This is a genomic window from Streptomyces sp. TAA486 (assembly GCF_000426165.1).
The window spans coordinates 125,592-140,511 of record NZ_AUEV01000017.1 but is presented as its reverse complement, the minus strand read 5'-3'; the positions used below and the strand labels follow the sequence as shown (position 1 = coordinate 140,511).

General features: G+C 70.2%; 11 protein-coding genes. 10 read left to right on the top strand and 1 reads right to left on the bottom strand.

What is annotated here, in order from left to right; genetic code table 11:
- Positions 1-13 precede the first annotated feature (13 nt).
- The 5 genes from I004_RS0123025 (at position 14) to I004_RS39600 (ending at position 3,926) form a co-directional block, all read left to right on the top strand.
- Complete coding sequence (locus I004_RS0123025) at positions 14-877, top strand: SDR family oxidoreductase (RefSeq protein WP_486580178.1); 864 nt, start codon at positions 14-16, stop codon at positions 875-877.
- A gap of 84 nt (positions 878-961) precedes the next feature.
- Positions 962-1,570 (top strand): YdbC family protein, encoded by a 609-nt coding sequence (locus I004_RS0123020; RefSeq protein ID WP_028437448.1) that lies wholly within the window; start codon positions 962-964, stop codon positions 1,568-1,570.
- Positions 1,571-1,598: 28 nt separating this feature from the next.
- Complete coding sequence (locus tag I004_RS0123015; RefSeq protein WP_028437447.1) at positions 1,599-2,252, top strand: histidine phosphatase family protein; 654 nt, start codon at positions 1,599-1,601, stop codon at positions 2,250-2,252.
- A gap of 279 nt (positions 2,253-2,531) precedes the next feature.
- Positions 2,532-3,227, top strand: a complete 696-nt coding sequence (locus I004_RS0123010) for a ribonuclease HII (RefSeq protein ID WP_028437446.1) — start codon at positions 2,532-2,534, stop codon at positions 3,225-3,227.
- A gap of 90 nt (positions 3,228-3,317) precedes the next feature.
- A complete protein-coding gene (locus I004_RS39600) occupies positions 3,318-3,926 on the top strand; it encodes a hypothetical protein (RefSeq protein WP_078511672.1) in 609 nt (202 codons plus the stop codon).
- Between the two features lie 65 nt (positions 3,927-3,991).
- On the opposite strand, the gene I004_RS0123000 is transcribed toward I004_RS39600, so the two are convergent.
- Positions 3,992-6,181: a RecQ family ATP-dependent DNA helicase gene (locus tag I004_RS0123000; RefSeq protein WP_028437444.1), complete on the bottom strand. Its 2,190-nt coding sequence runs from the start codon at positions 6,179-6,181 to the stop codon at positions 3,992-3,994.
- 139 nt (positions 6,182-6,320) lie between these two features.
- Here I004_RS0123000 and I004_RS40460 point away from each other — a divergent pair, with 139 nt between their 5' ends.
- The 5 genes from I004_RS40460 to I004_RS0122970 all read left to right on the top strand — a co-directional run bounded on the left by I004_RS40460 (position 6,321) and on the right by I004_RS0122970 (position 14,564).
- On the top strand, positions 6,321-7,568 hold the full coding sequence (locus tag I004_RS40460; RefSeq protein ID WP_078511698.1) for a DUF4192 domain-containing protein: 1,248 nt from the start codon (positions 6,321-6,323) through the stop codon (positions 7,566-7,568).
- A gap of 107 nt (positions 7,569-7,675) precedes the next feature.
- Positions 7,676-9,850, top strand: a complete 2,175-nt coding sequence (locus tag I004_RS40455; RefSeq protein WP_078511699.1) for a glycogen debranching N-terminal domain-containing protein — start codon at positions 7,676-7,678, stop codon at positions 9,848-9,850.
- Positions 9,851-9,953: 103 nt separating this feature from the next.
- Positions 9,954-10,712 carry an NUDIX hydrolase gene (locus I004_RS0122980; RefSeq protein ID WP_028437442.1) on the top strand — a complete coding sequence of 253 codons (759 nt, stop codon included), beginning with the start codon at positions 9,954-9,956 and terminating at the stop codon, positions 10,710-10,712.
- Positions 10,713-10,833: 121 nt separating this feature from the next.
- On the top strand, positions 10,834-13,446 hold the full coding sequence (locus tag I004_RS0122975; RefSeq protein WP_028437441.1) for an ATP-binding cassette domain-containing protein: 2,613 nt from the start codon (positions 10,834-10,836) through the stop codon (positions 13,444-13,446).
- 125 nt (positions 13,447-13,571) lie between these two features.
- Positions 13,572-14,564 carry a FadR/GntR family transcriptional regulator gene (locus I004_RS0122970; RefSeq protein WP_078511671.1) on the top strand — a complete coding sequence of 331 codons (993 nt, stop codon included), beginning with the start codon at positions 13,572-13,574 and terminating at the stop codon, positions 14,562-14,564.
- Positions 14,565-14,920: the final 356 nt, after the last annotated feature.

Genomic DNA, 14,920 nt, shown 5'->3' with positions numbered 1-14,920 from the left:
CAGGATGGTTGGCATGGACGAACCGATGACGGACGGCGCAAGCAGGACGGGCGACGGTCCGGAGGGTCCCATCCTGGTCACCGGCGGAACGGGGACGCTCGGACAGGCAGTCGTACGGAAGTTGCTGGAGGCCGGGCACGCGGTCAGGGTGCTCAGCCGCCGTCCGCGCCCGCACGACCGGACCCGGAGCAAGACGGTCGGAGAAGCGCCGGAGCCGGAGTGGGCGACGGGCGATCTCACCTCGGGCGCCGGGCTCGACGAGGCGGTGGCCGGGGTGGGAAGCGTCATCCACTGCGCCACGACCGGCACCGGCAAGGACGTCATGGCGACGCAACGGCTGACCGAGGCGCTCAGCCGATCCGGAGGCGGGGCCCACCTGATCTATATCTCCATCGTGGGCGTCGATCTTGTGCCGTTCTTCTACTACCGGGCGAAGGCGGAGGCCGAGCGGATCGTCCAGGGCAGCGGGCTGCCGTGGACGATTCTCCGCGCCACCCAGTTCCACGACCTGATCGCGCGCGTCACGACGGTCCAGCGATGGTTGCCCGTCACGCTCTATCCCGCCGGGTTGTCCTTCCAGCCGGTCGAGGTGGGGGAGGTCGCGGACCGCCTGGTGGGACTGGCCCTCGGAGCACCTGCGGGACGGGTGGACGACATGGGCGGCCCCGAGGTGCGCACCTCCCGAGAGCTTGCGCAGCTGACTTTGTACGCGTACCGGCGACGCCGTCCGCTGCTGCCCGTTCCTCTCGCGGGCAAGGCCGCCCGGGGCTACCGGGCCGGGCACCACACGACGCCCGGACACGCTGTGGGCCGCAGGACCTACGCCGAGTATCTGGTCGCCGCCGCGGCTGCCGACGGAGACGGTCGCAAGCGGTGATGCGCCGGTGCCGAAGGCGTGGATCCTCCGCGCCGGGGACCGTATGCGTACGGCTTGTCACCCGGTTGGCCGTACCATGGCGCAGTGCTGGTCAAGTGGATGCGCTGCACCGTCGTGGACCGTCGGGGGTTCGAACGGGGACAGCGGAAGTGGGCTGGGCTGCTCGGTGAGCCGGGTTTCCGGGGGCAGGGCGGTGGATGGAGCCGTTCCAGGGAGAACGTGGCGCACCTCTTTGGATTCTGGGAGAGCCGTGCCTTCTACGACTCGTTCATGGCGCGCTCCCACGACCGGCTGCACGCGGCCCAGGTCGGCACCTACAAGGACATGCGCGTCCGGCTCTTCGAGTACCGCTTCGATGTGAAGACCGGTTTCCGGCCGGTCTTTGCCGACGCCGATCTGCTGCGCGTCGCTCACTGCCGTGTGCGCGGCGACCGCATCGAGCACTACACGCTGATGCAGGAAAAGGTCTGGAACCCGGCGATGGCCGGATCGCCGGGCATGCTGCGCGGAGTGTTCACGCAGGCGCAGACCGAGGACGAGTTCATGGTGCTCTCGATGTGGGACTCCGCGGCGGAGCACGGCAAGTACCGCACGGAGCGGGTGGAACGGCTCGCACTCCGTGCCCAGATCGGAGCCGATGTGACCGGGATCGCCGGTGACGTGATCGACCTCGAGCCCTCGTGGACCGTCTGACTTCTGCCACGCGCCATAGAGTGGCCATATGGCACGACCGAGGCGCATCGTCCTGGTCCGGCACGGAGAGTCGGAGGGGAACTACGACGACAGCATCTACGAGCGCGTGCCCGATCATGCCCTGGCGCTGACGGAGAAGGGCGTGCGGCAGGCCGAGGCGACCGGTGAGCAGCTGCGGGCGCTCTTCGGCGAGGAGAGTGTCTCCGCCTACGTCTCCCCGTACCGGCGCACGCTCCAGACGCTCGCCGCCTTCGCGCTCGACCCGGCCCTGCTGCGTGTACGCGAGGAGCCGCGCCTGCGGGAGCAGGACTGGGGGAACTGGCAGGACCGCGAGGACGTACGGAAGCAGAAGCAGTACCGGAACGCCTACGGGCACTTCTTCTACCGCTTCGCGCAGGGGGAGTCCGGCGCGGACGTCTATGACAGGGCCGGCGCGTTTCTGGAAAGCCTCTGGCGCAGCTTCGAGCGCCCCGATCATCCGCCGAACGTCCTGATCGTCACGCACGGCCTGACCATGCGGCTCTTCTGCATGCGGTGGCTGCACTGGACCGTCGCGGAGTTCGAATCGCTGTCGAACCCGGGAAACGCGGAGACCCGTACGCTGGAATTGGGAAAGGACGGGCGCTACCACCTCGACCGCCCCTTCGAGCAATGGTGCACACCGCGCTCGTACGGAACCTGAACGTGACGCCGCGTGGCCGTCGGCCGGGAGCCAAAGGTGGCAACCGAGCGGACGCCCCACGTGGCCGACGAGAACCGAACGACGCAACGTGAACGCATCATCATGAACGCCGAACCTCAAGACCCCGCAGACGACGGCCAGACGGTCCGTCCGGATGGCAAGGCCCAAGCTCCGCACGGCACATGGGACGGCCCACTGCACGACGGACAAAGGAGCACCGGCCCTTGTGCCGGGCCCGCCGGGCAAGAAGCGGAGGAACGGCGCTACGCTGATCCGGCCATGCCGATCATGCCTCCCACCCATCGCGTCGAGCGGTCGATCCGCGCCAAGACGGGTGCCAAAGTCGTGGCCGGGATCGACGAAGTGGGCAGGGGAGCCTGGGCCGGGCCGGTCACCGTGTGCGCCGCAGTCACGGGGCTGCGGCGACCGCCGGAGGGACTCACCGACTCCAAGCTCCTCACGGTGAAGCGGCGCACGGAACTCGCCGGTGTTCTCGACGAATGGGTCTCCGCTCATGCCCTCGGCCATTCCTCCTCCGAGGAGATCGACGCGCTGGGTATGACGGCGGCGCTCCGGCTGGCCGCGTCGCGCGCGCTCGATGCCCTGCCCGTCTGCCCGGACGCGGTGATCCTCGACGGCAAGCACGACTATCTCGGCACTCCCTGGCAGGTGCGGACCGTCATCAAGGGCGACCAGTCGTGCATCTCCGTGGCGGCTGCCTCCGTTCTGGCCAAGGTGCGCAGGGATGCCCTCATGGCCGAAATCGGAGCGGACCACGCCGACTTCGCCTTCGCGGACAACGCCGGTTACCCCTCTCCGGTGCACAAGACGGCGCTGCAGGCGTTCGGCCCCACTCCGCTTCACCGGATGTCGTGGGCGTTCATGGATGCCCTGCCACGCTGGCAGCACCTGAAGCGCACGCGCGTCGTCCCGGACGAAGACACCCCGGCCGCCGAGCAGATGGGCTTCTTCTGAGACGGGTCCCCGAGACCTGGGATCCGACCTGGAAATCCCTGGCCGAACCCGCTTACGCAGCTCGTTCCGGCGTTTGATAGACAATCCCTCATGCCTCTCACTCCCGAGGAGCCACAGATTCAGGAGAGCGCCCAGGGCAGCCGCAACTCCGCGGCAGCGACCCGGACTCCGCAGGCTTCCCGTCCCGCAGCACCCATCCCAGGCCCCAGGGCACCTTCGCGTCCCACACCGCCGCGCGCGGACAGAAAGGGACCGACCCCGGCCCGTCCCGGCTCCGTGCGCAGTGGTTCGCAGCGCGCAACCGCCGCGCCCGCCCGCACCGCTGCGGCGATCGAACTGGTCACCGCCACCGACGCGACGGCCGTGGACGTAGCGGACGAAACCGTGGACAAGCTTCTCGACGAGGGAACTTCGCCGGGTGACGTTCTTGTCGTCACGACCGGCGAGCAGCATCCGTGGGCCCAGCACGAACTCTCCTTCGGTGAGGACGCCTATTGGCGTCAACTAGCCGACGCTGAGGACGTCTTCTGCGTGCACACCTCGGCGACGTCACGCGTCACGCGGCGGGGCGTCGTTGTCCTTGCCGTCAACGGAGGTACGGACGCGCAGGCCGCCGAGGCCCTGCCCGCCGCGCTCGCCAAGGCAGGACGCAGCCTGATTGTCGTCGGTGACCCGCAGCGGTTGCGCCAGCTCCTCTGAGTGGACGAGGGCAGGGCCACTGCCCTGCCCCGGTGTGCGCGGCGGCACCGACGCCGCGCACCCGGTCACCCCTGTACGGCGAGGACCAACGGCAGGACCCCTTGCGCCCCGGCTTGCAGCAGCAGTCGTGCCGTCACCGCGAGGGTCCAGCCGGTGTCCGTGAAATCGTCCACCAGCAGCACCGGACCGTTCGCTTCCGCCACTGCCGCCGCCAGCGGCTCGGGCAGGGTCAACGAGCCGTGCAGGGCACGAAGCCGTTGTGCCCCGTTGCTGCGCGCGGGCGCGCCGTGTGGAGTGCCTTCTCCGTAGGTGACCGTGCCGAGCAGAGGCATGCGCCCGATCTCCGATATGCGATCGCCCAGCGACCGCACCAGTTGGGGCCGGGTGCGCGAGTCGACGGTGACCACACCGACCGGGCGGGACGGAGCGTCCGGGGCGCCCGTGCCCCAGCCACCGGGTGCTTTGGCCCAGTCGGCGAGCACATCCACCACCGCCGCCACGACATCGTCAGGCACCGGAGCGTCGTCCGTCCCCGGCGCGAGCAGCGGACGGAGCCGGTTGCCCCAGCCGATGTCCGAGAGCCGCCCCAATGCGCGGCCGGTGGCAGCCTGCTCACCGGCCGGGATGCGCCCCTTCAGGTCGATACCGACAGCCGGCAGTCCGGTCGGCCACATCTTGCGGGGCTCCACCTCGACCCCGGGCCGGGCGAGTTCGCCGCGGGCCGCCTCCAGCGTGACCGCGGAGACATCGGCCGTGAACCGGGGGCCCGAGCAGTTGTCGCAGCGCCCGCAGGCTGCCGCTTCTTCGTCGTCGAGCTGCCGGCGCAGGAACTCCATGCGGCATTCAGCCGTCGCCGCGTACTCCCGCATGGCCTCCTGCTCGGCCTCCCGTTGCCGCGCGACCCAGGCGTACCGTTCCGCGTCGTACTCCCATGCCTGGCCCGTGGCGGTCCAGCCGCCCCGAATCCGCCGCACCGCTCCGTCCACGTCGAGGACCTTCAGCATGGTCTCGAGGCGCGACCGGCGCAGTTCCACCTGCGGTTCCAGCGCGGGCAGAGACAGGGGACGGTCCGCGGCGCCCAGCACGTCCAGGGTCCGGCGCACCTGATCCTCGGAGGGGAAGGCGAGGGAGGCGAAGTAGCGCCAGATCGCCTCGTCCTCCCGGCCCGGCAGAAGCAGCACATCCGCGTGCTGGACGCCGCGGCCTGCCCGGCCCACCTGCTGGTAGTAGGCGATGGGGGAGGAGGGCGAGCCGAGATGGACGACGAATCCCAGGTCGGGCTTGTCGAAGCCCATGCCGAGTGCCGATGTCGCCACCAGGGCCTTCACCCGGTTGGCCAGCAGGTCCGCTTCGGCTGCCTCCCGTTCTGAGTTCTCCGATCGGCCCGTGTAGGCGGCCACGGTGTGTCCCCGGCCCCGTAGGAAGGTCGTCACCTCCTCCGCGGCGGCAACGGTCAGGGTGTAGATGATTCCGGACCCCGGCAGTTTTTCGAGGTGGTCGGACAGCCATGCCATCCGGTTGGCGGCGTCGGGGAGCCTGAGCACGCCGAGGCTGAGGCTCTCCCGCTCCAGCGGCCCGCGCAGCACCAGTGCGCCCTCCCTGGACGCTGGGCCGGAGCCGTCGGCAGGGGCGTGTGTGCCGAGCTGCTCGGCTACGTCCGCCGTCACCCTGGCGTTGGCGGTGGCGGTGGTGGCCAGGACGGGCACGCCGGCCGGCAGCTCGGCGAGCATGGTGCGCAGCCGGCGGTAGTCCGGCCGGAAATCGTGACCCCAGTCCGAGATGCAGTGAGCCTCGTCCACCACGAGCAGACCCGTGGCCGCGGTCAGTTCGGGCAAGACCTGATCCCGGAAATCGGGATTGTTCAGCCGCTCCGGACTCACCAGCAGTACGTCCACATTGCCTTCGGTGATCTCGTCCTGGATCGCTTCCCACTCCTGCGTGTTCGCGGAGTTGATGGTGCTCGCGCGGATACCGGCCCCTTCCGCGGCCGCCACCTGATTCCGCATCAACGCAAGAAGGGGAGAGACGATGACCGTGGGCCCCTCACCGGCGGCCCGCAGCAGCGCCGTCGCGACGAAGTAGACCGCCGACTTGCCCCAGCCCGTGCGCTGGACGACGAGAGCCCGCCGCCGCTCGGCGACCAGGGCCTCAATCGCACGCCACTGGTCGTCGCGCAGCCGGGACTCGCCCGAAGGGTCACCGACGAGTCGGGCGAGAACAGCATCGGCCTTGAGGCGCAGCTCCGTGTCGTTCATGGCTCCATGCAACCGGATGCCGGACGCATTCGGCCAATGAGCCTGTGGATAACCGACCTGCGATATGACGGGAGTACTAACCGGGGTGCTTGTGGATAACTCGGGGCGAGCTTGGACTCTCTACCTGCACGGTTGCCTCATGACACAGCGAGAGAACCCACGCCACGGCCACCGCGAAGAGAGCACCCGCGAGACCGACGGCATCGTGCCGGTCCCGCTCCATGCGTCGTCAGAGGCGAAGAGCGAGATCGCGTTGCGCAACCCCGCCGAGCTGGCCGATGCCCTGCCATACCTCCTCGGCTTCTATCCCGACGACTCCATCGTCGTCGTCGCCCTGCACGGCCCCCGGGGACGCTTCGGGGGCCGGATCAGGATCGGCATTCCCTCCGACCGGGACGAATGGCCCGCAGTCGCCGAACAGGTTGCCGCGTGTCTGGAGAGTGAGGTGAAATCCCGCGACCGGAGGCCCGAGGGGGCCATCGTCTTCCTCTGCCAGGACACCGGCCCCGCCCAGAAGAGGGAGGAGGTCATGGAGGAGCTGCGGCCGCTGGCCCAGGCGCTGCGTACTGCCTGCGGAGCCCGGGAGATCCCGGTCTTTGAGGCGTTGTGCCTGTCCGACGGCTTCCACAGGTCGTACTGCTGTCCGGACTCCGAGTGCTGTCCGCCCGGGGGACGTCCCAAGGACGAGGCCGGCACTTCGGCGATGGCCGCCGCTGCCGCGTTCGCGGGAATCCAGGTGCGGGGCTCCCTCCGGGAGATGGAGCGGAGGCTCACAGCCATCGGTGCCGACGTGGCTCAGGCTCAGGAACAGGCCCTTGATTCCGCGAGCTCGGCCCTCGTCCCCCGCATGCTGGACCCCGACGAGTGCGCGGCTGTGAGGGCCGAGACCCTCCGGCTGGCCTGGTCACTGATCATCCAGTTCGGAGATGCCCTCCCCGACGAAGTCGACGTCTCCCTTGCGGATGCCCACGACGACGAACTCCTCGGCCATGACGATGCGGCCGCGATGATCATCGGCCTTCAGGACCGAAGGACGCGTGACCGGGCCGCCGAGTGGATGGAAGGCACTGACTGCGGCCCCGCGGTACGGCTCTGGCGGGCCTTGTCCCGGCGCTGCGTCGGGCCGTACGACGAGCACGCGGCAGCTCCCTTGACGCTCGCGGGATGGGTCTCCTGGTCGGCCGGCGACGGACCGTCAGCCAGGGTCGCCCTCGACCGCGCCCTTCGCAGCGACCCGGACTACGTGTTTGCCAAGCTGCTCCACCGGGCCTTCAACGACGGCGTGGATCCGGAGCCGTTGCGTCGCTGCATGCGCAAGGAGCGGGCGTTGCGCCAAGCGCAGGAAAAGCAGGGTCCGGCAGGCCCCGCGACCTGCACAGTGCCGTGACCAGCGTCCTCGTCAGCCGTTCATCTCAGTGCAGACGCCGCTCATCTCCAGCACCGGCCGTGGCCGGACCCCACACAAGAGGAAGCGGAGGAACGCCCGTGTCCACGATGTCGCAGCCGGCTTCGCCGCAGTCGCACACCACCGGTCGGCAGGCGCCGGGAGCAGCCTCGCCCGCCCGTGCCGCGGGGCCAGGAGGGAATCCGGCCCGTGGACGCATCCCTCCGGATCCTCCGCCCGGTTCAGCGGAACACCGGTCGGCTCACGCCGCGCTGGTCTGTGTCGCGGCACCGCATCTCGTGGTCTCCGCCGAGCACGGTCAGCTGAACGGCGAGGGCATGGAGGGCTTCTACTACGCGGGCAGACGGGTGATCTCCCGTTGCCGCGTCCTCCTTGGCGGCAAGGAACCACTGCCGCTCCAGGGGCGCATGGTCGGTGCCAGGCAGGCCCGGTTCACGGCGACGGCGCCGACCACGGTCGGAACGGGACCCGATCCGGAGATCGTCGTCGACCGGCTGCGGTCGGCCAACGGCACTGAGCGCGTCTCCGTGCGCAACGCGGGTGGCCGCCCCGTGAGGCTTCCCTTCGAGATGCACCTCGGGACGGATCTCGCCGAGATCGCCGCCATCGCCGTCGGGCGCGCCGGTGATGAGCTTCCCGCCTCCGTCCACGGTTCGGGCCTGTCCTGGTCGGCCGGGAACCTCCGAGCCACCGTGACCGCGGAGCCGCAGCCCGACACCAGCTGGGCTCGCCTTGGACTGCTCAGGTGGGACTGGGAGTTGGCGCCCGGCGCCGAGCGCACCGTCCTGCTCAGGACCGATCTGGCCCGTATGGCCTCCGGGCCCGCCGATCCCCGGAAAGGTGGAAACAAGAGCACTACCAAGGGCAGGGGGAAGGCCAGGAAGGGAGCCCCCGGCCCGATCTCAGTGGTCGCCCCTCGGCGCTCCAGACCGCCGCGACTCTGGCGGGGCGCCCACGTGAACGCTGACGACAGGAGGGTCGCGGCCTTCTTCCGCGCCGGTCTCGATGACGCCAACGCGTTGCTGCTGAGTGATCCGGTAGCTCCGTCCGACCTGCATCTCGCGGCGGGGGCGCCGTGGAGGTGCACTCTCGCACCGGCTGAGTCCCTCCGTGCGGCCCGGCTGCTGCTGCCACTCGGCACACGCCTGGCGGCAGGCACCCTGCGCACCCTCGCCCGGAGTCAGCTCATCGAACCGGGCCCCGACGAGGGCAGGATCCCCGGCTCCCTGCGCCATGCCGGACCGTACGCTCCGCCGAGCTGCAGCGGGGCGGAAGCCACCCTCCTCTTCCCCGCGGTCCTCGCCGAAGCTCGCCTGTGGGGGCTGCCCGAATGCGACATCGAACAACTCCTGCCTGCCGCAGAGCGCTGCCTCACTTGGATGATCGGAGCGGGCGGAGAGGGAAATCTCGTCCCAGACCCGGCACCTGACGGTCCGTATCGCTGTGAAGTACAGGCGAGCGCGCACCGCGCGGCACTGCTCGGCGCCGAGTTGCTGGACGCATGCGGTGGCGACAGGGGAGCGGAGCTGCGGGACTGGGGGGCGGAGCTGGGCCGCCGCTTCCGGAAGGACTTCTGGCGGGAAGAGGGCAGAGGGGCAGAGCTCGTGATGGTCAGGACCCAGGACGGGGCGGCCCTGACCCATCCCAGCGCCGCGGCGGCGGAGTTGCTCGATACGGGGCTGACCGGAGGGGGATGCCACGCCAGCGGGTTGCTGACTGCGGAGCAGACCGGGCAGCTCTGCCGGAATCTGCGGAGCCCGGCCCTCGACTCCGGGTGGGGACTGCGCAGCCTCGGCCGGGGCGACCCGCGGTACAACCCGTTCGGGCACCTCGGTGGCGCCGCACATGTCCAGGAGTCCGTCGCTGCGGTCGCGGGGTTCGCCGCTGCGGGTCACGAGCTCGAGGCCGGATCCCTGCTGCGGGGGGTGCTCGACGCGGCATCGTCGTTCGGCCTCCGGCTCCCGGAGATGTACGCAGCAGAGCAACGGTCGGACGGCGGGGTGCCGCTGCCGCATCCAGCGGCATGCCGTCCCGCGGCGGTGGCCGCGGCCGGCGCCGTGCATCTGATCGCCACTCTTGCCGGAGTACGCCCGGACGTCCCGGCGGGCACGGTTTCCGTCCGCCCGCTGGCGGATGCACCGCTCGGGGCCGTGCGCATCGCAGGACTGCGCATCGCAGGGAGGCCGTTCTCGGTACGTGTGGGCGGCTCGGGCGAGGCAGAGGTGGAGGAGGTGGCGGACGGTCTCCGAATTGCCGTCGGCTGAACGGAGTTGGGGCAGCAGCAGCGGGAGCGAGACCCCGGACGCGGTTGAGGAAGGCGCCGGGCAACCGCCTGTTTATCGTCAGGGAGACGACTATGATCACCTCATGCCCTACGACCCGTCGGCCTTCCCTCCCTTCGCCGTCACCGTCGACCTCGTGGTGCTCACGGTGCGCAGACACGCGCTCTGCGCGCTGGCGGTACGCAGGGGCGAGGCGCCGTACGAGGGGAAGTGGGCACTTCCCGGGGGCTTCGTGCGTGCCGACGAGGACCTCGCCTCGGCGGCGGCACGCGAACTCGCGGAGGAGACCGGTCTGCGGGCGCACGACGCAGACAGCCCCGGTGCGCACCTCGAGCAGCTCGCCACCTACGGCGACCCGGACAGGGATCCGCGGATGCGGGTGGTCAGCGTCGCCCACCTCGTGCTCGCGCCGGACCTGCCGTCGCCCACGCCAGGAGGGGACGCGCGTGGCGCCCGCTGGGCTCCGGTCGACGATCTGCTCGGCGTCGGTGCCGGCGACGGATCCCCCCGGCGCGCGGACGGAGGGGAGAAGGCGCTCGCCTTCGATCACGAACGGATCCTGGCGGCGGGGGTGGAACGGGCGCGCTCCAAGATCGAGTATTCCTCGCTCGCCACCGCCTTCTGCCCACCGGAATTCACGGTCGGCGAGCTGCGCAGGGTCTACGAGGCGGTCTGGGGCGTGGCGCTCGACCCGCGCAACTTCCATCGCAAGGTGACAGGAACACCAGGCTTCCTGGTTCCGAGCGGAGGGACGACCACACGTCAGGGCGGGCGTCCCGCGCAGCTGTTCCGTGCGGGCGGTGCGACGTTGCTCAACCCGCCGATGCTGCGCCCCGAAGTCTGACGGCACGACACCCCGCTCGTCCGCAATGGACTTGGCCGGGGAAGCCGCATTGCCGGTGAAAGCGCGACATGTCGCGTTATCTTGCCTGGGTGCAGCCCCCATGCGTCACGCGGGAGAAGTGATGATCCAGGCAATCGGGCTCACCAGCCTGCCTCGCCGCCACCAACTCAGGCCCGCTGTCGACGACCTCACCTTCGAGGCACGTCCCGGCCGCGTCACCGTGCTCCTCGGACCGGAAGGCGCGGGCAAGACAACTGCCCTGCGCCTCATGCTCCAGCTGGAGACCGGCCGCGGGACGGCCCTGTTCCGCGGACGCGCCGTCCACCGGATCCAGCACCTGGCGCGCGAAGTCGGTGTGCTGCTCGGCGAAGTGAACGGTCATCCAGGGCGAACGGCCCGAGGGCATCTGCGCATGCTCTCCGCCGCCGCCGGTGTCCCTCATACCAGAGCCGACGAAATTCTCGACGTCGTCGGCCTCAGCGGCCTCGCGGACCAGCGGATGAGCACCTACTCCCGTGGCATGGACCGTCGCCTCGGCATGGCCTGCGCCTTGCTGGGGGACCCGCACACGCTGGTCCTCGACGAGCCGGCCCATGGGTTGTCCCCGCGTGAGACCGCCTGGTTGTACTCGCTGCTGCGCGGCTATGCGAGTCAGGGCGGTGCTGTTCTGACCACGTCGCACACGTCCGATGAGGCGGCCGAACTCGGCGACCGCATCGTCAGTATCGACTCGGGCCGCCTCGTCGCCGACCAGCAGGTAGCCGACTTCGTGCGTACCCGCCTGCGTCCACGCGTCGCCGTCCGGACGCCGCATGCCGACCGCCTCGTCGCCGTACTCAACGTGGAGGGACGCAAGGCGGGCAAGGACCGTGCCAACGGTCCCATCAAAGTCGTCCGTGAAGGCGGCACCAGGATCTCGGTGTACGGCAGCAGCTGCGCGGAGGTCGGTGAGCACGCCCACCGGCACGGCATTCTCGTCCACCAACTCACCGATGAGCGTGGTGCTATCGGGGATGCACACGCCCCTGGCCCGCTCGACCGCGCCGACGGTCGCCGCTCGACGCGCAAGAGCGCGATGCCGGATCCGCTGCCGCTCACGCCGAGTTCGGCGCCGGACGGGACTCGAGCTGTGGGTGAGGCGCCCCCCGGCACCAGCTCCGGAACGGAACCGGTGCTGACGCTGGAGGAACTCGACGACTTCGACGACGAGCCGGCCGAGGCCGCCGCCGATTCCCCCGGTTCCGACGACTCCGCGCGCGGCAGCACCTCGGACAGCCGCTCCGCTGCTGGGAGTTCGGGACGGAAGACGCCGCCCGTATGCACGGACCCGCATGCCGCTGCCTCCGAAAGGCCCGCCGCCGGCGATTCCGGCTCCCCATCCGAGTCAACGTCCGAACGCCAGTCGGAGCCCCCGTCCGAGCACGAATCCGTGCTCGTCACGACATCGGCTGCCTCCCTGACACGCTTCGCGTACGGGTCCACGTCGTCGGCCCGAGCGGTCACCACCAACTCACCGGCCGGATTGACCGAATCGGACCTCGCAGGGCCCGCGTCGTCCCAGGAAGCGGCAGTCGCAATGACGACGGACGCCGAGGGCGCCATCGGGCCGGACGCCGGAACCGTCCCCGCACCGGACGTTGAAGCCGCCTCCGCGGCAACTTCCGCCGAGGCGCCGACACTCCAACTCAGCGACGGTCCTCTCGTCGATTCGTCCACCGATGCCGCCACGGCGCCGGCCTCCGACTCCGCTCCGGACTCCGGCGAGGCTCCTTCCCCGACCCGCCCCGTCCTGATGAAGCCCCTCGCCGACCCGGACGCCCCCCGCAAGCCCAAGTCCCCTTGGACACCGAAGAGTCCTCCCGCACGTGCGGCCGCCGAACTCCCGCCGCAGCTGTATGCCGTCGCCCGCCCGGGCCCGGCCGCGCCCCTGCGCTACGAGTTGTGCCGTCTCGCCAGCGTCCGCAGCACCTGGATTGCTATGGCGGTCACCGTCGTGGTGGCGCTCTGCGTGTCGCTCGTCATGGCACGCACCGGCCTCGGGCTTCCCTCCGGAGCTGACAACTCACTGACAACGGCGGTGCGTCTCCTGACGGGCTGGCCTTCGGGCGACGTGTACGTCCTGCCTCCCGTCGCGGTGGCCGCGGGCCTGCTGGGGGCCTTCGCGTTCGGCGAGGAGTTCCGTTATCCCGCGCTCGCGCCCGCCCGTGCCCCCGTACAGCGCCGGGTGAGCCTTCTCTCGGCCAAGCTGGCCGTGTCCGCGACGCTGGCGGTGCTGCTCGGCATCACGGTCGCGGCCGTCAACGCAGCAGCCGTGTCGCTGTTCTTCGGTCCCGGAGCTCTCTCCCTTCCCTCCGACGTCACTTCGGCCTCCGACGGCCCGTGGCAGCTGCATGTCGCAGCGATGTTCGCCTTCGCCGTCGGCTGTGCCTGGGCGGGAGTTCTGGCTGGGGGGATCTTCCGGTCGGGCGTGGTCGGCACGGCTGTGGTGGTGGCGGTTCCCCTGCTGCTCGCGCCGGTCGTACGGACATTGCTCGGCGATGCCCGGCACACCACCGACGGACTCCCCGGACGCCTGGAAGCGACGCTGCTGATGCCCTGGCCGCCCGGAACCGAACGCTGGGTGGCCGCACTGGTCGAGCTGGCGTCACAACCCGTGGGCTTCGCCCTGGCGTTGACACTGGCAGCACTGCTGGCCGGGTACCTCGTCACCACCCTGAACAGCAGGTCGGAGTAGGCACGAGCCCAGCCTCAGAGGGTCCTGAATCACGTCAACTTGCTGCGAAGGACGGGCAGATGGCGCCAAACACTTTCTTTCCGATAAGGCGTCAATTGACAGGAAGTCAGTGATCACCCTTTCGTGTGCTTTTCACCAAAGCCCTCAAGGCGGCCGGGAGGGCCGCCGACAAAGGATGCGTGACTACCCTTGCGCACTCCATGATGACCGCCGCTCGCTCAGCCGACTCGGGGCCGGCCGGCCCGGGCGAACTCAACCGCTACGCCTATCCCGAGTCCTCCGGTACGGCACGCACTTCCAGCAACGTCCCTGCATGGCAAGGCTCCGAGGCCGACATCAACCGCCCAGGGCGGCGTGCGGGCGGCAGTCGGGGCCGAGGACTGCACGGCCAACTCGTCCAGCAGCTCGGCCAGATGATCGTCTCCGGTGACCTCGGGGCCGACCGCCCCCTCGTGCCCGAAGAGATCGGCCACCGTTTCGAGGTCTCCCGCACCGTCGTGCGTGAGTCCCTCCGCGTCCTGGAAGCCAAGGGGTTGGTCAGTGCCCGGCCCAATGTGGGTACGCGGGTGCGTCCCGTCAGCGACTGGAATCTGCTCGACCCGGACATCATCGAGTGGCGGGCCTTCGGTCCACAGCGCGAGGACCAGCGCCGGGAGCTCCGCGAACTGCGCAGCACCATCGAGCCGTTGGCCGCGCGCCTCGCCGCCGCCGCAGTGCGGGACGAGGTGCGTCAGCGACTCTCGGACATGGTCGAAATCATGACGCACGCCGTGGGCCAGGGAGACACTCTGACTTTCTCGCGCGCGGATGCGGAGTTCCACGGGCAGCTGCTGCAGGCAGCCGGAAACCGCATGCTCGAACACCTCTCGGGAATCGTCTCCGCCGCCCTCCAGGTGTCCGGCGGAACCGGTACGGGATGTGACGTGGCCACCGAGGCCTCAGTCGCCCGGCACCAGCGGGTCGTGGACGCGCTCACCTCCGGCGAGGGCGGCGCGGCGGAGTCCGCGATGCGGCAGGTGCTCAGCGGCCGCCCCGAGACGGCTGCTCCCGTCTCCCAGCCCGGCGGGAGCGGCTCCGGCGGGTCCGACCACGTGGTGCCCCCGCCCCGCGAGCACTGAGCGGGCGGATGCCGGGAGTCCGGTGCCGCGCTCGGGGGTATCCGGCCCTGAGCCCTGTGCGTCGGGGCCCCGGATGTGTCCCGTCTCGTGGCACGCACGGCTGCGCCGCCGGATTTCGGCGGCGCAGCCGTTTCCGCCCTTGCACATACGGGGCAGCTTCTTTGAGTGATGTCCTTTTCGTCAGCCTCCTTCCAGAATGTATGGAGGGAGGATGTGACCCGGGCCACGTGTATTGCCCGTAACGCTTCGCGTCCCAGCGCGATGACTCAAGAGGTGACAGCCGCGGAGGGAATACTGGCCCAGGAGCCCGGTGCTCGTACAGGCCCTGTATTCCTCCCACAGCTCAGCCCGCGCCG